General features: G+C 67.0%; 22 protein-coding genes. 12 read left to right on the top strand and 10 right to left on the bottom strand.

The window, feature by feature from the left end; all coding sequences use genetic code 11:
* The first annotated feature begins 2 nt into the window (after positions 1 to 2).
* Positions 3 to 620, top strand: a complete 618-nt coding sequence (locus PSEMAI1_RS0103215; protein WP_024301472.1) for a peroxiredoxin — start codon at positions 3 to 5, stop codon at positions 618 to 620.
* Positions 621 to 695: 75 nt separating this feature from the next.
* Here the strand turns inward: PSEMAI1_RS0103215 and PSEMAI1_RS0103220 are convergent, their stop codons facing one another.
* Positions 696 to 1,283 (bottom strand): arylesterase, encoded by a 588-nt coding sequence (locus tag PSEMAI1_RS0103220; protein WP_024301473.1) that lies wholly within the window; start codon positions 1,281 to 1,283, stop codon positions 696 to 698.
* Between PSEMAI1_RS0103220 and PSEMAI1_RS0103225 the strand changes: the two genes are divergently transcribed.
* From PSEMAI1_RS0103225 to PSEMAI1_RS0103235, 3 genes are all read left to right on the top strand, one after another.
* Complete coding sequence (locus PSEMAI1_RS0103225; RefSeq protein ID WP_024301474.1) at positions 1,282 to 1,977, top strand: ABC transporter ATP-binding protein; 696 nt, start codon at positions 1,282 to 1,284, stop codon at positions 1,975 to 1,977. The two genes, PSEMAI1_RS0103220 and PSEMAI1_RS0103225, sit on opposite strands and share 2 nt — an antisense overlap.
* A complete protein-coding gene (locus PSEMAI1_RS0103230; protein ID WP_024301475.1) occupies positions 1,974 to 4,460 on the top strand; it encodes an ABC transporter permease in 2,487 nt (828 codons plus the stop codon). Before PSEMAI1_RS0103225 ends, PSEMAI1_RS0103230 begins: the two co-directional genes overlap by 4 nt.
* Positions 4,461 to 4,544: 84 nt before the next feature.
* On the top strand, positions 4,545 to 5,072 hold the full coding sequence (locus PSEMAI1_RS0103235; protein ID WP_024301476.1) for a DUF2946 family protein: 528 nt from the start codon (positions 4,545 to 4,547) through the stop codon (positions 5,070 to 5,072).
* Here the strand turns inward: PSEMAI1_RS0103235 and PSEMAI1_RS0103240 are convergent.
* From PSEMAI1_RS0103240 to PSEMAI1_RS0103250, 3 genes are all read right to left on the bottom strand, one after another.
* Positions 5,039 to 6,337: an MFS transporter gene (locus PSEMAI1_RS0103240; protein ID WP_024301477.1), complete on the bottom strand. Its 1,299-nt coding sequence runs from the start codon at positions 6,335 to 6,337 to the stop codon at positions 5,039 to 5,041. The two genes, PSEMAI1_RS0103235 and PSEMAI1_RS0103240, sit on opposite strands and share 34 nt — an antisense overlap.
* Positions 6,334 to 7,035 carry a FadR/GntR family transcriptional regulator gene (locus tag PSEMAI1_RS0103245; protein ID WP_024301478.1) on the bottom strand — a complete coding sequence of 234 codons (702 nt, stop codon included), beginning with the start codon at positions 7,033 to 7,035 and terminating at the stop codon, positions 6,334 to 6,336. Before PSEMAI1_RS0103245 ends, PSEMAI1_RS0103240 begins: the two co-directional genes overlap by 4 nt.
* Positions 7,036 to 7,350: 315 nt before the next feature.
* A complete protein-coding gene (locus PSEMAI1_RS0103250) occupies positions 7,351 to 8,094 on the bottom strand; it encodes a 2-keto-4-pentenoate hydratase (protein ID WP_024301479.1) in 744 nt (247 codons plus the stop codon).
* A 183-nt stretch (positions 8,095 to 8,277) separates the two neighbouring features.
* On the opposite strand from PSEMAI1_RS0103250, the gene mltG reads away from it, so the two are divergent.
* The 6 genes from mltG to PSEMAI1_RS0103280 all read left to right on the top strand — a co-directional run bounded on the left by mltG (position 8,278) and on the right by PSEMAI1_RS0103280 (position 12,982).
* Positions 8,278 to 9,273, top strand: a complete 996-nt coding sequence (gene mltG, locus PSEMAI1_RS0103255; protein ID WP_036986176.1) for an endolytic transglycosylase MltG — start codon at positions 8,278 to 8,280, stop codon at positions 9,271 to 9,273.
* On the top strand, positions 9,273 to 9,899 hold the full coding sequence (tmk, locus tag PSEMAI1_RS0103260; RefSeq protein WP_024301481.1) for a dTMP kinase: 627 nt from the start codon (positions 9,273 to 9,275) through the stop codon (positions 9,897 to 9,899). Before mltG ends, tmk begins: the two co-directional genes overlap by 1 nt.
* The gene (locus tag PSEMAI1_RS0103265) at positions 9,899 to 10,906 is read left to right on the top strand and encodes a DNA polymerase III subunit delta' (RefSeq protein ID WP_024301482.1); all 1,008 of its coding nucleotides are present in this window, start codon (positions 9,899 to 9,901) and stop codon (positions 10,904 to 10,906) included. Before tmk ends, PSEMAI1_RS0103265 begins: the two co-directional genes overlap by 1 nt.
* 25 nt (positions 10,907 to 10,931) lie before the next feature.
* Complete coding sequence (locus tag PSEMAI1_RS0103270) at positions 10,932 to 11,312, top strand: PilZ domain-containing protein (protein ID WP_024301483.1); 381 nt, start codon at positions 10,932 to 10,934, stop codon at positions 11,310 to 11,312.
* A gap of 63 nt (positions 11,313 to 11,375) precedes the next feature.
* A complete protein-coding gene (locus tag PSEMAI1_RS0103275) occupies positions 11,376 to 12,149 on the top strand; it encodes a TatD family hydrolase (RefSeq protein WP_024301484.1) in 774 nt (257 codons plus the stop codon).
* Positions 12,150 to 12,205: 56 nt separating this feature from the next.
* Positions 12,206 to 12,982, top strand: coding sequence for an MBL fold metallo-hydrolase (locus PSEMAI1_RS0103280; protein ID WP_024301485.1), 777 nt, complete (start codon positions 12,206 to 12,208; stop codon positions 12,980 to 12,982).
* A gap of 18 nt (positions 12,983 to 13,000) precedes the next feature.
* Here PSEMAI1_RS0103280 and PSEMAI1_RS0103285 read toward each other — a convergent pair whose 3' ends face one another.
* The 4 genes from PSEMAI1_RS0103285 to PSEMAI1_RS0103300 all read right to left on the bottom strand — a co-directional run bounded on the left by PSEMAI1_RS0103285 (position 13,001) and on the right by PSEMAI1_RS0103300 (position 16,328).
* Positions 13,001 to 13,333 carry a chorismate mutase gene (locus PSEMAI1_RS0103285; protein ID WP_024301486.1) on the bottom strand — a complete coding sequence of 111 codons (333 nt, stop codon included), beginning with the start codon at positions 13,331 to 13,333 and terminating at the stop codon, positions 13,001 to 13,003.
* Positions 13,334 to 13,344: 11 nt separating this feature from the next.
* Positions 13,345 to 14,049, bottom strand: a complete 705-nt coding sequence (locus tag PSEMAI1_RS0103290) for a CTP synthase (RefSeq protein ID WP_024301487.1) — start codon at positions 14,047 to 14,049, stop codon at positions 13,345 to 13,347.
* Positions 14,050 to 14,087: 38 nt separating this feature from the next.
* The gene (gene trpS / locus PSEMAI1_RS0103295; RefSeq protein ID WP_024301488.1) at positions 14,088 to 15,110 is read right to left on the bottom strand and encodes a tryptophan--tRNA ligase; all 1,023 of its coding nucleotides are present in this window, start codon (positions 15,108 to 15,110) and stop codon (positions 14,088 to 14,090) included.
* 396 nt (positions 15,111 to 15,506) lie between these two features.
* Positions 15,507 to 16,328, bottom strand: coding sequence for a pyruvate, water dikinase regulatory protein (locus PSEMAI1_RS0103300; RefSeq protein ID WP_024301489.1), 822 nt, complete (start codon positions 16,326 to 16,328; stop codon positions 15,507 to 15,509).
* 324 nt (positions 16,329 to 16,652) lie between these two features.
* Between PSEMAI1_RS0103300 and ppsA the strand changes: the two genes are divergently transcribed.
* Both ppsA and PSEMAI1_RS0103310 read left to right on the top strand, forming a co-directional pair.
* The gene (gene ppsA / locus PSEMAI1_RS0103305; protein ID WP_024301490.1) at positions 16,653 to 19,040 is read left to right on the top strand and encodes a phosphoenolpyruvate synthase; all 2,388 of its coding nucleotides are present in this window, start codon (positions 16,653 to 16,655) and stop codon (positions 19,038 to 19,040) included.
* A 296-nt stretch (positions 19,041 to 19,336) separates the two neighbouring features.
* Positions 19,337 to 19,546, top strand: a complete 210-nt coding sequence (locus PSEMAI1_RS0103310; protein ID WP_024301491.1) for a dodecin — start codon at positions 19,337 to 19,339, stop codon at positions 19,544 to 19,546.
* A gap of 21 nt (positions 19,547 to 19,567) precedes the next feature.
* Here PSEMAI1_RS0103310 and PSEMAI1_RS0103315 read toward each other — a convergent pair whose 3' ends face one another.
* Entirely contained in the window at positions 19,568 to 20,497 is a 930-nt protein-coding gene (locus PSEMAI1_RS0103315) for a LysR family transcriptional regulator (protein WP_024301492.1), read from the bottom strand.
* Between the two features lie 233 nt (positions 20,498 to 20,730).
* A complete protein-coding gene (locus PSEMAI1_RS21640) occupies positions 20,731 to 20,868 on the bottom strand; it encodes a hypothetical protein (protein ID WP_156943079.1) in 138 nt (45 codons plus the stop codon).
* Positions 20,869 to 20,944 lie beyond the last annotated feature (76 nt).

A 20,944-nucleotide genomic window follows, 5' to 3' on the forward strand; every position in this document is an offset into this window, starting at 1 on the left:
CCATGGCTGTACTGGTAGGCAAACAAGCCCCGTTCTTTGATTCCGCCGAGAAGACCTTCGCCGCTGTGCAGGGCGATGGCCAGATCGTTGAAAACTTCAACTTCAAGAACGCTACCGCCGGCAAATACGCCGTGGTGTTCTTCTACCCGCTGGACTTCACCTTCGTCTGCCCGTCCGAGCTGATCGCCTTCGATCATCGCCTGGAAGAGTTCAAGAAGCGCAACGTGGAAGTGATCGGCGTGTCGATCGACAGCCACTTCACCCACAACGCCTGGCGCAACACGCCGGTGGACAAGGGCGGCATCGGCCAGGTCGGCTATACCCTGGTGGCCGACCTGCAGCACGAACTGTGCAAGGCCTATGACGTGGAAGCCGAGGGCGGCGTGGCCTTCCGTGGCACCTTCCTGATCGACAAGAGCGGCGTGGTGCAGCACCAGGTGGTGAACAACCTGCCGCTGGGCCGCAACATCGACGAAGCCCTGCGCATGGTCGACGCCCTGCAGTTCTTCGAAGAAAACGGCGAAGTGTGCCCGGCCGGCTGGAGCAAGGGCAAGAAGGGCATGCAGGCCAGCCCGGAAGGCGTGGCCGCTTATCTGGCGGAGAACGCCAAGGAGCTGTAATCCGCCCTGCGGAAGACGCCCACAAAAAAACCCCGCAGCGTGCTGCGGGGTTTTTTTGTGCCAGCCGCTTCCGTTTCAGGACAGCGGCAGCTTGGCGCGCACCGTCTCCATCATGCGCGGCTGCACCTCGGCGCCCGGGTGGATGCCGTCGGGCTGGAACTTGCTGGCGTCGGCCTCGAAGTCGGCCATCAGGCGCGGCACGTAGCTGAGCGTGTACTGCTGGGCCAGCGTCTCGTAGACCGCGCGGAACTCGTTGCGGTATTTCGGGCCATAGTTGGGGGGCAGGATCAGGCCGACCAGCAGTACTTGCGCCTTGTTCTGCCTGGCCAGCCGGATCATCTGCTCCAGGTTGTTCCTCATCTCGGTGAGCGGCAGCCCCCTCAGGCCGTCGTTGGCGCCCAGTTCCAGCACCACCACGTCGGGGCGATGGCGCTTGAGCGCGGCGGGCAGGCGGGACAGTCCGCCGGCGGTGGTTTCGCCCGACACACTGGCATTGATCACCCGGTGGCGCGGTGCCAGACTGTGTTCCAGCAGCGCGACCCAGCCCTGGCCCGGTGCCAGTCCGTAGCCGGCCGAGAGGCTATCGCCGAATACCAGTACCGTGGCGGCCTGCAGCGGCAGGGCCATCAACAACAATGCGATCAGACGCAGATAACGAATCATGCTCACTTCCATCGATGACAAGGCGGTATTGTCCGCCGTGGAGATCGCCAAGCAGGTGGAGTTTCACGGCGAATCGCTCTCCATCCTGCGCTCTGCCAGTCTGACCTTGTACGAGGGCGAAAGTGTCGCCATCGTCGGGGCATCCGGTTCCGGCAAGTCGACGCTGCTGTCGCTGCTGGCCGGGCTCGACCACCCCTCGGCCGGCGACGTGGCGCTGTTCGGGCAATCGCTGACGCGGCTGTCCGAGGACGACCGCGCCCGCCTGCGCCGCGACAAGGTCGGCTTCGTGTTCCAGAACTTTCAGCTTATGCCACAACTGACGGCGCTGGAAAACGTCATGCTGCCGCTCGAGCTAGCCGGCCGGCGCGACGCGCGCGAGGCCGCCCGCGCCATGCTGGAGCGGGTCGGGCTGGGACAACGGCTGCAGCATTATCCGCGCCACCTGTCCGGCGGCGAGCAGCAGCGCGTGGCGCTGGCGCGCGCCTTCGTCATCGAACCTCTGCTGCTGTTCGCCGACGAGCCGACCGGTAACCTCGACCCGGCCACCGGCCGCCAGATCATCGACCTGCTGTTCCAGCTCAACGCCGAGCAGGGCACCGCCCTGGTGCTGGTGACGCACGACAGCGAGCTGGCAGGGCGCTGCGACGCGATCTACCGGCTGGTGGACGGCAAGCTGAACGGAGTCGGGCGATGACGATTTGGCGACGCTGGCGACTGGCCTGGCGCTTCACCCGCCGCGAACTGGTGGCGGGCGAGCTGACCATCCTCGGCCTGGCGCTGCTGGTGGCGGTAGCGGCGATGAGCAGCGTGGCCTTCTTCTCCGACCGTGTCGACCGCGCTCTGACCGAGCACGCCAACCAGCTGCTGGCCGCCGACCTGGTGCTCAACGGCAACGAGCCGGCAGCGCCGGCGATCCGTGCTGAGGCGCGCAAGCGTGGACTGGTACAGGCCGAGAACGTCAGCTTCCCGTCCATGGTGTTCGCCAACGAGCAGGCGGTGCTGGCCACCTTCAAGGCGGTCACCGACAACTACCCGCTGCGCGGCGAGGTCAGCGTCAGGCTGGCCAAAGGCGGCCAGAAGCAGGGCGCGCTGCGTCCGGCGCCGGGCACCGCCTGGGCCGACGCCCGGCTGATCAGCCGGCTCAAGCTCAAGCTCGGTGACACGCTCGAGGTGGGCAACGCGCGGCTGACGCTGGCGGGTGAAATTCTGCGTGAGCCGGACGGCACGCTCGATATCTACAACTTCGTCCCGCGCCTGATGTTCAACCATGCCGACCTCGCCGCCACCGGCCTGGTGCAGCAGGGAAGCCGGCTGCGCTGGCGGCTGATGTTGGCCGGTGACGGCAAGGCCGTCGCCCAGTTCCGCGCTTGGCTGCAGCCGCAGTTGAAGAGCGGCATGCGGCTGGAGAGTATCGAGGAGGCGCGTCCCGAAATCCGCACTGCGCTCGAGCGCGCGCGCCGTTTCCTCGGCCTGTCCGCCATGCTGACGGTGGCGCTGGCCGCCGCCGCCGTGGGCATGGCGGTGCGCCGCTACCTGGCGCGGCACTGGCAGCCGGTGGCGGTGCTGCGTTGCCTGGGGCTTAGCGCCAACGAGGTGTGGGGGCTGTTCTCCGGCTTGTTCCTGCTGCTCGCGCTGCTGGCCGGCGGGCTCGGCACGGTGGCCGGCTACGCCTTGCAAAGCGCGCTGATGCAGCTGGCCCGCCAGTGGGTCGGCGGCTTGCTGCCCGCGCCCGGCCTGCTGCCGTGGCTGACCGGGCCGCTGTCGGCGCTGGTGTTGCTGCTGGGGCTCGCCTTGCCACCCTTGCTGACCCTGCGCCAGGTGCCGCCGTTGGCGGTGCTGCGCGACGAGCTGCGCCCGTCGCCGCCCAGCCGTCTGGCGCCGCTGGCGGCGGTGGCCGCGCTGTTGGCGCTCACGGCCTGGCAGGTGGGCGATCTGACTCTGGCCGGCTGGCTGCTTGGCAGCATGGCCGGTTTTCTCGCCTCGGTGGGGCTGGTGGCGTTCGGTGCGGTGTGGCTGATGCGCCGTCTGCCAACCGGCGCTCGCGTCGGCTGGCGCTTCGGTATCGCCAACATGGCGCGCCGGCCCTGGCTGGCGGTGATCCAGATCGTGGCCTTGTCGGTGGGGCTGATGGCGCTGTTGACGCTGACCGTGGTGCGTAGCGACCTGATCGCCGCCTGGCAGCAGAGCGTACCGGCCGATGCACCCAACAAGTTCGTCATCAATATTCAGCCGGCCCAGCTCGAACCGTTCAAGGGGACCTTCGTCGGTCACGCCTTGCCGGCGCCGGAACTGTCGCCGATGGTGCGGGCGCGCCTTACCGCCATCAACGGCCAGCCGGTGCAGCCGTCGTCCTATGCCTCGGAGCAGGCGCAGCGCCTGGCCGAGCGCGAGTTCAACCTGTCCTGGCGAGACACTCTGCCATCCGGCAATCGCGTCAGCGCCGGACAGTGGTGGGGTGAGCGGGCGCGGCCCCAGTTCTCGGTCGAGCAGGGGCTGGCCGAGACGCTGGGCATCCGCCTCGGCGACCACCTGACCTTCAACATCGGCGGCACGCCGTACGAGGCCCAGGCCACCAGCCTGCGCAAGGTGTCGTGGGACAGCTTCCGCGTCAATTTCTTCGTGGTGGCGCCACCGAACTGGTTTGCTGATCAGCCGGCGAGCTACATCACCAGCTTCCGCCTGGCGGAGGCCGACGAGGACTTCGTCAACCAGCTGGTGGCGCAATTCCCCAATATCACCGTGATCGACGTCAGCGCCATCCTCGCCGAGGTGCGCAGCATGGTCGATCAGCTGTCGCGCGCCGTCGAGGCCCTGTTCGTGCTGGCGCTGGTGGCCGGTGTGCTGGTGTTGTGGGCGGCGCTGGCCTCGACGCGCGACGAGCGGCTGTTCGACGTCGGCCTGATGCGGGCGTTGGGTGCCTCGCGCTTGCAGGTGCGCAGCGTGGTGCTGGCCGAATTGATGTGGCTGGGCGCGCTGACCGGCCTGATGGCGGCGCTGGGGGCGACGGCGATTGGCGCCATCGCCGCGGTCAAGCTTTTCAACCTGCCGCTGGTGATCAACCCGTGGCTGTTGCCGCTCGGCGTGATCAGCGGCATGCTGGTGGTCGGCCTGGCCGGCTGGCCGCTGGTGCGGCGCGTGACGCGGAGTGCGCCGGCAGCGGTGCTGCGGGCATTGTGAGTCAGTGTTTGGCGGCCAGGGCAGGAGACGAACCAGAATACGCTCGCCGTCCCTGAAGGGACGGCAGGGCGAGGGGAGACAAGAATGGATGCTGCGGTACTGGCGGGTATGGCCAAATGGCCCAACGTCCCGGCCGTGTTCGGCTGGCTCAGGCTCGATGCGCGCGGGCAGTGGTGGCTGCGCGAGGAGCGGCTCGAGCATGCCGTCATGGTCGAGTTCTTCAACCGCAATTACAGCCGCGACGCCCACGGGCGCTATTACGTGCAGAACGGCCCGCAGAAAGTCTACGTGGCGCTCGACAAGGCGCCGTTCGTGGCGCGCCTGGAGGAGAGCGGCTGGCGCACCGTGCCCTATACCGAGGACGACCGTTCGCGCACCGTCTACCTGACCCCGGCCGGTGAACTGTACCTGGAAATCGGCGGCGAACTGGCGCTGGTGGACGACCGCGACCTGCCCGCCATCAGCCGCGCCTTTCCGGCGGACTGGGACGGCTCGCCGGCCAAGCTGCCCGCCACGGTGGTACTGGCGGGGCAGCAACTGCCGCTGATCGTCATCGAGCCGGCTGCGTTGCTGGCCCGTTACGGCGTCGACTGCTGCCCCTCTGCGCGGTAGCGCTCTTCCGGCATGAGTGGCTTGGCGCGGACGCCGACCACGCCCTGCCGTGCGGCGGGCAGCCCCGCCAGCAGGGCGAGCGTGCCCATGGCGATGAACAGACCGGGCGAGGATCGCCAGCTCCCGCTGAGATGGTGCAGCAAGCCCGCCGCCAGCGGGCCCAGCGAGGCCAGCGTGTAGCCCACCCCCTGCGCCATGCCCGACAGGTGTGAGGCGACGTGGGCGTCGCCCGAGCGCAGCACGATCAGCGACAAGCCCATGCTGAAGGCGCCGCCCTGGCCCAGCCCCTGGATCACGGCCCACAGCGGCAGGCTGGCCGGCGGGGCGAACACCATGCCGGCGAAGCCCACCATCGCCAGCACCATCACCCACAACACCATGGCGCGCTGATCGCGGCCGCGCATCGCCAGCACCGGCGCCAGCAGGGCCGAAGCCAGCTGTACCAGCACCGACAGCGACATCAGCCAGCCGGCGGCGGTCGCGCTCAAACCCCGTTCGACCAGGATCGACGGCAGCCAGCCGAACACGATGTAGGCCAGCGACGACTGCAACCCCATGTAGGCCGTCACCTGCCAGGCGAGCCGGTCGCGCCACAGTCCGCGCACCTGCCAGTGCGCCGTCGTGGCGGCGTGGCGCAGGCGCATCTGTGGCCGCCAGGCGAGCAGGGCGCCGAGCACCGGCAGCGACCACAGTCCCAGTCCCCAGCGCCAGTCGTCGCCGAAGGCATGGCTCAGCGGCACGGTCAGTCCGGCCGCCAGCGCCGCGCCGAGGCACAGCGCCATGGTGTAGACGCCGGTCAACTGGCTGGCCTTGTCGGGAAAGTCGCGCTTGACGATGCCGGGCAGCAGCACACCGGCCACGCCGATGCCGACGCCGGCCAGCAAGGTGCCGGCAAACAGTCCGATCTCTCCGAGCTGGCTGCGCAGCACGATGCCGCCGCCCAGCAGCCACAGCATGCCGCCGATCACCCGTTCGCTGCCGAAGCACCGTGCCAGTAGCGGCGCCAGCGGCGCGGCCAGCCCCATGCACAGCACCGGCAGTGTGGTCAGCAGGCTGGTGGCGAGGCCGCCGAGGCCCGTCGTCTGCCTGAGCTGCGGCAGCACCGGGGCCAGGCTGGACAGCGCCGGACGCAGGTTCAGTGCGATCAGGATCAGCCCCAGCAGCAACTGCCAAGGGCGTGCCGGTGCGGCGGGGGGCAGATCGTCCTCGCCGGTGTCGGCGTCGATCAGCAGGTCTTCGCCCGGGGTGTGATCTGGCAGGCTCATGGCCGCTCCTCCAGGTTCAGGCGTTGGCGCAACGCCTGCATCACCGGCTCGGTAACGACGGCGGCGGCCCGTCCGGCGGCGGCCTCGTCCCCGGCTTCGATGGCGTCGACGATGGCGCGGTGGCTGGGCTGGTCGGGCTCCGGCAGCGAGCGGTCGAGCAGGGCGGCGCGCAGATTGAGCCGCACCGCTTGCGAAAAATAACGGTACAGCTCGCACAGTGCCCGGTTGCCGCTGCCTTCGGCCACCGCCATGTGGAAGGTCAGGTCGTGCTCGATGAATTCGTCCAGCCGCCGCTCGTCGTCGAGGTCGGTGCGGGCGATCAGCGCCGTCCGCATCGCGGCGATCGCCTGCGGGTCGCAGCGGCGCGCCGCATGGCGCGCGCAGGCCTCTTCGAGCAGGGCGCGCACTTCCAGGTGTTCCAGCAGCGAGGCGCTGCCGATCGAGCGCCACGTCTCGGCCGGACTCGACAGCGCCCTGACATAGGTGCCGTCGCCCTGGCGCACTTCCAGCAGGCCGGCAAAGGCCAGCACCCGCACCGCCTCGCGCACGGTGTTGCGGCTCATGCTCAGTTCTTCGGCCAGCTCCGGTTCGGTGGGGATGCGCGTGCCGAGCGCCCAGCGGTGCTGTTGCAAGGCTGCACTGATGGCGTCGACGGCGATGTCGACCAGCGAACGTTTGCCCTGTGCTGCGGCTTTCATGGCCAGTGCCTCCGATATTCATCCAATCATCCGATGATTTTAGGCGGCCAAGCCCGCCGACATCAAGCCTGGGCTGCGCATCGGCAGCGAGGTAATGGAAGTCGGTAGGAAGAGGGCTAAGCCTCTACACTGAAAAATGAAGGAGGATTACTGCATTGTCGTGCCGGTGCGCGTGAGCCGCCGCCATCGACTGGACTCACGGGCTCGCGGCGGGTTGTCTTGAGCGGTGTTTTGCCCCGCGAGGGGGCTTGGCGTTTGCGCTGTGCGCGTCCGGGTGAGACAAGCGGTGCAGGCTCGCGGCGATGGCAATCGCGCTCAGCCCACCCGCGCCTCGGCGCTGCCCACGCCGACGAACTCGACGCGCACTGCAGCCGGCAGGCCGACCGGGTGCATGCCGTTCCAGGCGCCGGTGGCGACGAGGTCGCCGGCCTGCGTGCCGCCGACGTGTTCGATCCACCATGGCAGGCAGAAGAACAGGTCGTCGAGCGGTGGGCGGCCCAGCGTTTCCGCCAGCGTCTTGCCGTCGGCGGAGGCGCGCACGGCCAGGGCTGAAAAATCGAGTTCGCGCCAGTGCGGGATGGCATCGCCGACGATCAGGCCGCCATTGACCAGGTTGTCGGCCAGGCACCACAGCGGGCCGGCGGCCTGCGGCGTGGCGAGCCGGCTGTCGATCAGCTCGATGGCGACGTGTACGCTGCCGATCGCATCGAGGATTTCCTCGCGCGTGTAGCGCTCGGGGCGGGCGGGAAGATCGTGTCCGAAGCGCACGGCGATCTCGGCCTCGATGCCCAGGCCGATGAACGACGCCGCGGGCAGGCTGGCCGGCGAGGCGGCGATACGCTGCGGGAAAATCGGTGCGGCGGTGGGCTCGGCGTCACGCCTCGGGGCTCCGACCTTCCAGGCCGTCGGCCGGGCGCTGCCGACCTGCTCCCGCCAGATCGCTTGCTGTACGGCGTAGGCTTGCTCGCGGCTGGAGGGGCCGGCATCGGCGCCGACCGCCACGGGCTGGCGCTGGCGGTAGGCCTGGAGGAGAGGAGAGGTGAAGTCGTTGGTATCCATGTCCGACATGATAGCGCGGGTTGGGGGCCGGCGGGCACGAGGGCCGGTGCCGAACTTGCCGTCGCGCGGGCGGTCACATCCGGGTTCGCGGCGGAACGTGTGGATGAGGCGGCATGGTATGATCGATACTTTGCCAAACCCGCCGGATTCGCTTCCGGCCAGTCGGTCCAACTTGATCAGAACATGATGCACAAGCATTTCTTCCGCCTCACCGCCTGCCTGGCGGCGCTGTTCGCGCTGTGGCTCGCATGGGTGGTGGCGGTCCCGGTGCCGCTGCCCAAGGCGCCCTACAGTATCGCTGTCGGCGCCAACCGCACCCTGGGCCAGGTGGCGCGCGCGCTGGACCAGGACGGCGTGATCCGCAGCCGCTGGGTGATGGTGGCGCTGGCGCGCATCAGCGGTACCGACCGCAAGGTCAAGGCCGGCCTGTACGAATTCTCCCGTCCGGTGGCGATGTGGGAGGTGTTGCGCCGTTTCGCCCAAGGCAACCCGGACCAGGCCAGCGTGACGGCGATCGAGGGCTGGACCTTCCGCCAGTTCCGCCAGGCCTTGAATAAAGAACCCGACCTGCAGCATGTCACCGCCGGCTGGAGCGACGAGCAGATCCTGCGCGAAATCGGCGCCAGCGAAACCCACCCGGAAGGGCTGTTCTTCCCCAGCACCTATTTCTACGTGCCGGGCTCGAGCGATCTCGAGGTCTTCCGCCGCGCCTACCGCACCATGCAGCAGCAGCTGGAAAGCATCTGGCTCGGCCGCCGCGCGGACCTGCCCTACGCCTCGCCCTACGAGCTGCTGATCATGGCCAGCCTGATCGAGAAGGAGACCGCGCACGAGGCCGACCGGACGCAGGTGGCGGCGGTGTTCGTCAACCGTCTGAAGATCGGCATGCGGCTGCAGACCGACCCGGCGGTGATCTACGGCATGGGTGCCAGCTACCAGGGCAACATCGGCAAGGCCGGGCTGCGCCGCGACACCCCGTACAACACCTATACCCGCTCGGGTCTGACGCCGACGCCGATCGCGCTGCCGGGGCGCGCCGCGCTCGACGCCGCGGCGCATCCGGCGGACACGCGGGCGCTGTATTTCGTCGCGCGCGGTGACGGGTCTACCCATTTTTCCGAAACGCTGGACGAGCACAACAGCGCCGTCCGCGAATTCATCCTGAAGAAAGGCTCTTGATGCGGCGCGGAACATTCATCACGCTGGAAGGCGTGGACGGGGCCGGCAAGAGCACCCAGCTCGCCGCGGTGCGCGACTGGTTGGCCGAACATCATATCGACGCGGTGTTCACCCGCGAGCCCGGCGGCACGGTGCTGGGCGAGAAGCTGCGCGAGCTGTTGCTGGCGATCGACACCGAGGTGACGCTGGAAACCGAAACGCTGCTGATGTTCGCCGCGCGCCAGGAGCACATCGCGCGCGTGATCGAGCCGGCGCTGGCCGCTGGCCGCTGGGTGGTATCCGACCGCTTCACCGACGCCACCTTCGCCTACCAGGGTGGCGGGCGCGGCCTGCCGTTCGAACGCATCGAGGCACTGGAAAACTGGGTGCAGCAGGGGCTGCAGCCGGACCTGACGCTGTTGTTCGACGTGCCGCTCGAAGTCGCCGCCCAGCGCATGGCCGGCGGCGAACGTGTGCTCGACCGTTTCGAGCAGGAAGCAGCCGATTTCCACGCCCGCGTACGTGCGGCCTATCTCGAACGCGCGGCGGCCAACCCTCGCATCGCGGTGATCGACAGCAACCGTGCACCCGAGCTGGTGCGCGCCGAGGTGCAGCGCCGTCTCGACGCCGTGCGGGAGCCGCGCTGATGCTCTACCCCTGGCAAGCCGCCGACTGGCAGCGCCTCAACCGCGAACGCGAGCGCCTGCCCAACGCCTGGCTGTTCACCGGTCCCGCCGGCATCGGCAAGCTGGCCTTCGCCGAGCACCTGGCGGCCTCGCTGTTGTGCGAGGCGCCGCGCCCCGACCATGGGGCCTGCGGCCAGTGCGAGGCCTGCCGCTGGTTCGCCAACGCCAGCCATCCGGACTTCCGCCGGCTGACGCCGCAAGGCGAGGAGGAGGAGGAGGCCAAGGAAGGCAGCAAGCCCACGCGCAAGCTGCCGGTGATCAAGATCGAGGCGGTGCGCGAGGTGATTGACTTCGCCCACCTTACCGCACACCGTGCCGGACGGCGCATCGTGCTGGTCGAGCCGGCTGAGGCGCTCAATCCGGCGGCGGCTAATGCGCTGTTGAAAATCCTCGAAGAGCCGCCGGCCGACGTGCTGTTCCTCTTGGTGGCGCATGCGCCGCAGCGGCTGCTGCCGACCATCAAGAGCCGCTGCCGCGCGTTTCCGCTGACCGCGCCGAGCGAGGCCGAGGCGCTGGCCTGGCTGGAATCGGCCGGCGTGGAGAACGCCCGCAGCGAGCTGGCGCACCATGGCGGCACGCCGCTGTTCGAGCACGACGAGGCGCTGGCCAAGCTGCGCCGGCAGTTTCTCGACGGCCTGGCGCGGCCGACGCTGGCCGACGCCATCGCGCTCGCCGAACAGATCGACCGCCAGAAGCTGCCGCTGGCCCTGCCGCTCGACTGGCTGCAGAAATGGTTGCACGATCTCGCCGGTTTGAGGCTGGCCGGGCAGCTCCGCTATTATCCGGATCATCAGGCCGCGCTGCAGGCCTTGGCCGAGCGCGCCGATCTCGGCCTGCTGATGGGCTGCTACCAGAGCCTGACGCGGCTGGCACCGTACGGCCAGCACACGCTGAACGTACGCCTGCAGCTCGAGGCACTGTTGATGGACTATCTGAACGTATTCGCGGCCCGCCCGGCCGCACGCTGAAACCACCGTAAGGGAAGCCCGGCGCATGGAACTGGACAAAGACAACGTCGTCACCCGCCCGGACGGCAACCGCCCCGGCGTCATGTCGCTGCACATCAAGGAGCGCGGCGCGCTCTATGCCGCCTACATGCCCTTCCTGCGCAACGGTGGCATCTTCATCCCCACCAGCAAGACGCTGGCGCTGGGTGAGGAGGTGTTCCTGCTGTTGACGCTGATGGATGACCCGCAGAAGGTGGCAGTGCAAGGCAAGGTGGTGTGGATCACGCCGGCCGGCGCCAACAACAGCCTGGCCCAGGGCGTCGGCGTCGAGTTCGCCGGCAGCGACGAGGGGCGTCAGGCGCGCAGCAAGATCGAGGCCTTGCTGGGCGGCGTGCTCAATTCCACCCGTCCCACCCATACCATGTAAGCGGCGCGTTCCGCCGCCGAGAGAATAGTCAGCGCCCGCCCGGCGGGCGCGCAGGATGCATCCATGCTTGTCGATTCGCACTGTCACATCAATTTTCCCGACCTCGCCGCGCGCCTGCCCGAGGTGTTGGCTAACATGCGCCAGAACGGCGTCAGCCATGCCCTGGTGATCGGCGTCAGCCGTCCCAAGTATCCCGAGGTGCTGGCGCTGGCTGAGGCGCACGACAACCTGTACGCCACCGTCGGCGTCCACCCGGACGATCCCGACGCCGTGGAGTACAGCGAGGACGAACTGGTCGCCCACGCCGCCCATCCCAAGGTGGTCGGCATCGGCGAGACCGGGCTCGACTACCACTGGTGCCAGGGCGATCTTACCTGGCAGCACGAGCGCTTCCGCACCCACATCCGCGCCGCGCGCCGCGTGGGCCTGCCGCTGGTGATCCACACCCGCGAGTCGGCCGCCGACACCGTGCGCCTGATGCGCGAGGAAAATGCCGGCGAGGCGGGCGGGGTGATGCACTGCTTCACCGAGAGCTGGGAAGTGGCGCAGCAGGCGCTCGATCTGGGCTTCTACATCTCGCTGTCCGGCATCGTCACCTTCAAGAACGCGCTGCAGGTGAAGGAGGTGGCGCAGAAGGTGCCGCTCGACCGGCTGCTGGTGGAGACCGATTCGCCGTATCTGGCGCCGGTGCCGTTCCGCGGCAAGACCAATGAACCGGCGTACGTGAAGCATGTCGCAGAACATATCGCCGAACTGCGCGGGTTGAGCTTCGAGGCGGTGGCCGAGGCCACCACCGACAACTTCTTCCGCCTGTTCGCCAAGATTCCGCGGCCGTGAGCGGGTGGCGCCCGCTCACCCTTGGCCAACCTTTGATGACGTGAAAGCGAGTAGTCGTGTCGAGTGTAGAACTGACCGTCCTCGGCTGCGGTTCCAGCTCCGGGACCCCGGCCATCGGCTGTGATTGCCCCACCTGCACCTCGCCGGACCCGAGGAACCGGCGCAGCCGCGCCAGCGCCTACCTGCGCGCGGGCGACGCCGCCTTCCTGATCGACACCGGCCCGGACCTGCGCCATCAGGCGCTGCGCGAGGGCATCACCCAGGTCGACGCGGTGCTCTACACCCATCCGCACGCCGACCACCTCAACGGCATCGACGACCTGCGCGCCTTCTGCTACGTCAAGAAGGGCGCGATCACGCTGTTCGGCAACAGCTTCACGCTGTCCAACATCCGTGCCCGCTTCGACTATGCGCTGCATGCCCCGTCCAAGGCCTGGGACAAGCCGGTGCTGCTGACCGAGGAAGTGGGCGGGCCGTTCGACTTCGGCGGGGTGACGGTGACGCCGATCCCGCTGATGCACGGCAACTGGCCCTGCCTGGGCTGGCGTGTCGGCGACGTGGCCTGGCTCACCGACCTGTCGGACATCCCCGAGCACAGCCTGGAGAGGCTCCACGGCCTCGAGGTACTGTTCCTCGACTGCCTGCGGCGCGAACCTTACCCCTCGCACCTGTGCGTGGCCGACTCGCTGCGCTGGGCCGAGTGCATCGGCGCCCGCTGCACCATCCTCATCCACATGACGCACGGGCTGGAGTACCACGCGCTGTCGGCGGAGTGCCCGCCGGGGGTGGAAGTGGGCTACGACGGCCTGCGCGTTAGCGTCCCGCTGCGCTGACCCCTGAAAACGCTTCGGTCAACCCTGAGGCTGGCCGAAGTGTTCGCTGTGGGGCGCCTGCCGCGCCTGGTACACATTCATCTCGCTCGCGACGAAGTGTCCGATCATGGTGCGGTACACCGCCGCCGTGAGCTCCGGGTCGGCACCGAGCTCGCCCGCCAGCCGCGTCACGCGGCGTATCACCTGGTCGACGCGCTTGCCGCCCTCGACCTCGGCCGCGCTGTGCTTGAAAGCGGCGGCCTGCTCCACGTACAGGCCGCGCTCGGCGATCAGCGCGACCAGCGCCTGGTCGATGTGGTCGATCTGCTCGCGCACCTCGTCCAGATTCTGGCATTGGTAGATGAAGTCCATCGTTCGTCCCCTTATTGCTTATCCGACTGTTTTCTTGACACGGCCTGTACGAACGCCTTGGCCAGGGGCGGGCAGCGACCTTGCAGCGCGGCGCGCTCCGGCTGGAACAGCGTGGCGACGAAGAACGGATGTCCGTCCAGTTCCACCGCCCGCACCTCGCCGTCGTCATCGCGCGCGGCCACATGCAGCGGGCCGCGCGTCAGCTCCTCGGCAAAGCGCGGGTTCAGGCCGAAGCGGCAGCGGTAGCCTTCGATGGGGGAGGGTGTGTCATAAGCCGAAGCCAGGCGCGTACCGGGCACGAAGCGCACCTCGGCTTGCGTTTCCACCAGCGCGCAGGCGAGCGGCGCAATCACTGCGCGCTCGGCCCCCGGCGCCGTCTCGGCGTGTTCGGCGTCGTGCCAGCCCAGCACATGGCGCGCGTACTCGATCACCGCGTGCTGGAATCCGCCGCAGGTGCCGAGGAAGGGCACGCTGTTTTCCCGCGCGTGGCGGATGGCCAGCAACGCTCCGTCCATGCTGCGGTAGGGGCTGGCGGGCACGCACCAGATGCCGTCGAAGCCGTGCAAGTCGTCCGGCCCATGAATGCCGTCCGTGCCCAGCCACCTCGCCTCGACCTCCGTGCCCAGTGCTTGTGCGGCCAGTTGCAGGGCCGGCGGAATGGCCTGATGGGCCGGGACGGTGGCGTCGAAATCGCCGACCAGAGCGATGCGGATCATGGTTTCTCCTTCTTATTGATGATCGGGTCGCGGTGGAATCAGTAGTAATTCAACCCCATCGCCACCTTGACCTCGGAAAGCGTCACGGCGGCCACCTGGCGCGCTTTGGCGGTGCCTTCCTTCAGCATCGCCAGCACCGCCGCCGGATCGCGGGCGTACTCCTCGCGGCGTTGGCGGATCGGCTCCAGCAGTGCCTGCAGCTTGTCTTCCAGTCGTGCCTTGAGCACCGAGTCGCCGAGCCCGCCGCGGCGGTAGTGCGCTTTTAGTTCGGCCACGGCCGCGGTGTCGTCGTCGAAGGCGTCGAGGTAGCTGAACACCACGTTGCCCTTGACTTGGCCCGGGTCCTCCACGCGCAGGTGATTGGGGTCGGTGTACATCATCTTCACCGCCTGGCGGATCTCGTCCGGGCTCGCTGACAGGGCCAGCGCGTTGCCGAGCGACTTCGACATCTTCGCCTTGCCGTCGATGCCCGGCAGCCGCGCGCCGTGCTCCGGTACCACCGCGCGCGTCTCGATCAGCACGTCCCGGCCGACGCTGGCGTTGAAGCGGCGCACTATCTCGTTGGTCTGCTCGATCATCGGCACCTGGTCGGCGCCCACCGGCACCACGGTGGCCTTGAAGGCGGTGATGTCGGCCGCCTGCGCCGCCGGGTAGGTCAGGAAGCCGGCCGGGATGTCGCGCTCGAAGCCACGCTGCTTGATCTCGTCCTTGATGGTCGGGTTGCGCTCCAGCCGCGATACCGTCACCAGGTTGAGGTAGTAGGACGCCAGTTCCGACAGCTCCGGCACCAGGGTCTGGATGAAGATCGTGCTCTTCTGCGGGTCGATGCCGACCGCCAGGTAGTCGAGCGCCACCTGCAGCACGTTGTCGCGCACCTTGAGGTAGTTGCCCATGTTGTCGGTCAGCGCCTGGGCGTCGGCCAGCAGCAGGAACTGGGTGCAGCGATCCTGCAGCAATACGCGGTTACGCAGCGAGCCGACGTAGTGGCCCAGGTGCAGGGGGCCGGTGGTGCGGTCGCCGGTGAGGATGATGTCGTCGGAGCCGACGGTGTCGAGGTTCATGCTGATCTCCACTAGGGTTCCGGGAGACTGCCAGCAAGGAAGGGGGAAAACGAAACCCCGGAGCGCCTGCTGGCAGCTCCGGGGTTTTCGGGTATACGCAACCGCGGTGCCGCCTAGGACAGGCGCCACCAACCAAACGCGAAAGCGGATGCGAACGAGGTATTCATGCTTTTCATCAGACCATGTACTCGACGTCGGAGTCAAGTCGGCTGTGTTAAGGGCCTTTTCAGTAGGCGAGCGAGTCAAAGCAGGTTGAATGCTGCCGGAGTGCAGGAACCGGAATGTACACGAAGTACATGAGGATTCCGCATCGCTGAGCGACTCTTAATTGAAGAGTCGCACGCAGTCCCGCCGGCATTCGAGATGCGAAGGCGCAGCCGCCTATATGGATAGGCTCTAGAACTTCCGCGTCAGGTTGGCCTTGTGCATGATGGTCGAGGCGATCTCCTCGATCGACTTGTGCGTGGTGCTAATGAACGGAATGGCGTGCTGGCGGAACATCGATTCGGCCTCGTTCACCTCGGAGCGGCAGTTCTCCATGCTGGCGTACTTGGAATCGGGGCGACGTTCGGAGCGGATGTGATGCAACCGTGCCGGGTCGATGGTCAGCCCGAAGATCTTCTGGCGGAACGGCAGCAGCATCTTCGGCAGCGTCGGGCTGCCCAGGTCTTCCGGCGTCAGCGGGTAATTGGCGGCCTTGATGCCGTACTGCAGCGCCAGGTACAGGCAGGTCGGGGTCTTGCCCGAGCGCGATACGCCGACCAGCACCACGTCGGCCTCGTGCAGGTCCTTCAGCTTGACCCCGTCGTCGTGGTTGAGCGAATAGTTCACCGCCTCGATGCGGTGATCGTACTGCTCCTCGTCCATCATGCCGTGCGCCTTGCCCACCGATAAGGTGGCTTTCTGGTGCAGTTCGGCCTCCAGCTCGCCGATGAAGGCCTCGAAGAAGTCGATCACCAGCGCGTGGTCGACGCGCAGCGCCTGGCGCACCTCGGCGTTGACGATGCTGGTGAACACCACCGGCTTCTGATGATCCTCGATAGTGCGCTGGCGGATCATCTCGGCCACCTCGCGCGCCTTCTCCACTGTGTCGACGAAGGGAATGGTTTCGCGCTTGAATTCGATGGTGTCAAACTGCGTCAGCAAGGTGTTGCCGAGGGCCTCGGCGGTGATGCCGGTGCGGTCGGAAACGAAAATGGCGGAGCGGAGGTGTGGCATGAATGCACCTGTCGAGGAGAAATGGCGGAGAGTCTGCCGCCGATTATACCTCTCCCGCCCGCGCCGTCAGCGTTCTTGCTGCGCCGCACGGCGAGAGGGCGGCTATCGCCCCGCCCTATTTGGCTTCAAGGTAGTGTTAACACTACATGACAAAAGGCTTTTTCCCGCCGGGAGGGTGCGATGATGCCAGAACAGCTGGATGGAAGTCCTTGATTAAGGGCAAATCCTCACCTTGTGCGTCGCAAAAGACGCTACGCAAGCGGGACGTTAATCGGCTAGAATGCGGCTTTCTATCGTCTCCAATCCAATACAGGAAGTGAAGTGATGGCAGAGAACTACGTCATCTGGTTCGAGAAGCTGCGCATGACCGACGTTGAACAGGTAGGTGGCAAGAACGCCTCCCTGGGCGAAATGATCAGTCAGCTGGCCAACTCGGGTGTCCGTGTACCCGGTGGTTTCGCCACGACGGCGGATGCCTATCGTGATTTCCTGCAGCACAACGGCCTGGCCGAGCGCATCAGCGCCGCGCTGGCCAAGCTGGACGTCGACGACGTGACCGAACTGGCCCGCGTCGGCAAGGAAATCCGCCAGTGGATCATCGATACCCCGTTCCCTGCCAAGCTTGATGCCGACATCAAGGAAGCCTGGGACAAGATGGTGGCCGACTCCGGCGGCGCCGACATCTCCGTCGCCGTGCGCTCCTCCGCCACCGCGGAAGACCTGCCGGACGCCTCGTTCGCCGGTCAGCAGGAAACCTTCCTGAACATCCGTGGCCTGGACAACGTCAAGGAAGCCATGAAGCACGTCTTCGCTTCCCTGTACAACGACCGCGCCATCTCCTACCGCGTGCACAAGGGCTTCGCCCATGACGTAGTGGCTCTGTCGGCCGGCGTGCAGCGCATGGTGCGTTCCGACTCCGGCGCCGCCGGCGTGATGTTCACCATCGACACCGAATCGGGCTTCGAAGACGTGGTGTTCATCACCGCTTCCTACGGCCTCGGCGAGACCGTGGTGCAAGGCGCCGTGAACCCGGACGAATTCTACGTCCACAAGCCGACGCTGAAGGCTGGCCGTCCGGCCATCCTGCGCAAGACCCTGGGCTCCAAGCTGATCAAGATGGAGTTCACCGATGCTTCGCAAGCCGGCCGCTCGGTGAAGACCGTCGACGTGGCCGAAACCGACCGCAAGCAGTTCTCCATCAGCGACGCCGAAGTGGAAGAACTGGCCCAGTACGCGCTGATCATCGAGAAGCATTATGGCCGCCCGATGGACATCGAGTGGGGCCGCGACGGTCTGGACGGCAAGCTGTACATCCTGCAGGCCCGCCCGGAAACCGTGAAGTCGCAGGAAGACCGCAAGGACACCCTGCGCCGCTACCGCCTGAACAGCAAGTCCACCGTACTGGCCGAAGGCCGCGCCATCGGCCAGAAGATCGGCCAGGGCACCGTGCGCCTGATCAAGGACGCGTCCGAGATGGATGCCGTCAAGGCCGGCGACGTGCTGGTGACCGACATGACCGACCCGGATTGGGAACCGGTGATGAAGCGTGCCGCCGCCATCGTTACCAACCGTGGCGGCCGTACCTGCCACGCCGCGATCATCGCGCGCGAACTGGGTATCCCGGCCGTGGTCGGCTGTGGCGATGCTACCGAAGTGCTGCGTGACGGCATGCAGGTGACCGTGTCCTGCGCCGAAGGCGACACCGGCAACATCTACGACGGCCTGCTCGAAGTCGAAGTCATCGATCTCGAACTGGACAAGATGCCGGAATCTCCGGTCAAGATCATGATGAACGTGGGCAACCCGGAACTGGCCTTCGACTTCGCGCAGCTGCCGAACGAAGGCGTGGGTCTGGCGCGCATGGAGTTCGTGATCAACCGCCAGATCGGCATCCACCCGAAAGCGCTGCTCGAATTCGACAGCCTGCCGGCCGACCTGAAAGCCACCATCACCGACCGCATCGCCGGTTACGCCAGCCCGGTCGACTTCTACGTCGACAAGATCGCCGAAGGCGTGTCCACGCTGGCGGCCGCGTTCTACCCGAAGAAGGTCATCGTGCGCATGTCCGACTTCAAGTCGAACGAGTACGCCAACCTGATCGGCGGCCAGCTGTACGAGCCGCACGAAGAGAACCCGATGATCGGCTTCCGCGGCGCCGCCCGCTACGTGGCCGACAGCTTCCGCGACTGCTTCGAGCTGGAATGCCGCGCCATCAAGAAAGTGCGCGACGTGATGGGCCTCACCAACGTGGAAGTGATGATCCCGTTCGTGCGTACCCTCGCCGAAGCCGAGAAGGTGATCGAGATCCTGGCCGCCAATGGCCTGAAGCGCGGCGATAACGGCCTGCGTCTGATCATGATGTGCGAACTGCCGACCAACGCGGTGCTGGCCGAGCGCTTCCTCGAGCACTTCGATGGCTTCTCCATCGGCTCCAACGACATGACCCAGCTCACCCTGGGCGTGGATCGCGACTCCGGCGGCCCGATCGCCTCCACCTTCGACGAGCGCAACGACGCCGTGAAGGCGATGCTGCACATGGCGATCCAGGCCTGCCGCAAGCTGAACAAGTACGTCGGCATCTGCGGTCAGGGCCCGTCCGACCATCCGGACTTCGCCAAGTGGCTGGTGGAAGAGGGCATCGAGACCATCTCGCTGAACCCGGACACCGTGGTCGAGACCTGGATCTATCTGGCCAAGGAACTGAACGCTTAATCGCTTGTGAATAAATCGGCTGCGCGCCCCGATGCCGGCCCTGTGATGCTCGCCGTACCACTTGTACGGCTGTGCTTCTCGGCCCAGCCTCTGGGCGCTCGCGGCGATTTCTTTCACAAGCGCTGAGCGTCGATAATCATGATGACTTCAAAGCCGCCCCCGACCGGGGCGGCTTTTTTACTGCCGAGACATAGCGGGGTGAGGTGCGATTCGCCGGGCAGTCGGCGTGCCGCGCGCTATGCTGAAGTTGTACCCGCCCTGACGGGTTTTTCCGTGTCATCACCAGGGAGCACAACATGAGCAAGCACGTGTACAAGATGGTGGAGCTGGTCGGCTCCTCCACCGAGGGCAGCGACGATGCCATCCGCACCGCCATCGCCAAGGCCGGCGTCACGCTGAAGCACATCGACTGGTTCGAGGTGTTGGAGACGCGCGGGCATATCGTCGACGGCGCCATCGCCCACTGGCAGGTCACGATCAAGGTGGGCTTCCGCGTCGAGGATTGAACCTGCCCGGTAGGCCGCTGTTTAAGAATGGGCTCCGTCGTCGTCCAGGATGGCGCGCAGGCGTGGCACCACCAGCTGCAGGAAGGCCTCGTATTTCTTCGGCATCGGGTGGCGATAGGGATAGACCAGGAACACCGGCCAGCCGGAAGAGCGCCAGCCGGGCAACACCGGGCAGAGTTCGCCGCGCGCCAGCTGTGGGCTGACCACGTACTGCGGCAACAGGCCGATACCCACGCCGGCGCAGGCGGCGTTGGCGATCACCGCGTACTGGTCGCAGAGCAGCGTCGGCCGGACGGAGAGCGAAACGAACTGGCCGTCCCTTTCCAGCCGCCAGTCGAGGCCGGTTTCGTTGTAGCTGTTGTGCAGCAGCTGGTGCTTGAGCAGGTCTTCCGGGGTTTGCGGGATGCCGGCCCGCTCCAGGTAGGCTGGCGCGGCGTACAGCTCCTCCCAGACGAAGCCGATCGATTTGGCCACCAGCCGGTCGTCGTGCACGGCCCGTGTGCGCAGGCAGAAGTCGAGGCCGGCCTCCACCGGGTCCTGCAGCCGGTTCTCGGCCACCAGTTCCATTTCCAGGGCGGGGTGGAGTTCGGCCAGCTCGCCCAGCAGCGGGGCCAGGAGGTACTGCGCGAACGACATGGTCGAGCTCACGCGCAGCGGGCCGCCGATGGCACCCTGGGCCTCCTCGATGTCGGGCCGCACCTTGTCGAGCATGCTGCGCAGCTGCGCGGCGTGGCAGGCCAGGCGCCGGCCGGCCTCGGTCAGCGCCACGCGCCGGGTGTTGCGCAGCACCAGCACCGTGCCCAGATCGTGCTCCAGGTCCTTCACCAGTTGACTGATCCGGCTCTTGGCGCAGCCGATGGCTTCGGCTGCTGCGGTGAAGCTGCCGAGGCGCGCCAGAGCGTCGAAGGCGAGCAGGGCATCGGGGGACGGGATGTGTGGATTTGTTTTCATGCCAGAACAATGTGTTGCTTTTGCCGCTATTTTTACTAGTTTAATCGCTAGCTATGCTTTGTGCATGCCTATTTCCCGAACAGTGAGGCCATCATGCACAAACCCTCCGCGTGTGCTGCCGGGGCTTGCCTAGCGCCTGCTTCCGGCTTGGCGCTCCGTCTCGCCAGCGTCTTCCGGCAAGTGTTTTCCCTCCGCTGGCGGCGGTGCCGCGTCTTACCCGCCCTGCCGGACCATTACCACGCCGAACTGGAGCGGCTGGGCGTGGGGCTGCGGCCGATCGAGCCTCCCACCTTGCGGCTGCCGCGCTTGCCGCCGCTGTAGTCGCCGCCCGTTGCCAGGGCGGGAGGTACGCCACCGTCTACGTTCGACAATCGCCAGCCAGCTTTGCGACAATACACTTGTCTAATCAAGTCGGCCACCCTGCCGGGGCCGGCTTCGTCATTATGC

Source organism: Pseudogulbenkiania sp. MAI-1 (assembly GCF_000527175.1).
In the GTDB taxonomy this organism is placed as follows: Bacteria; Pseudomonadota; Gammaproteobacteria; order Burkholderiales; family Chromobacteriaceae; genus Pseudogulbenkiania.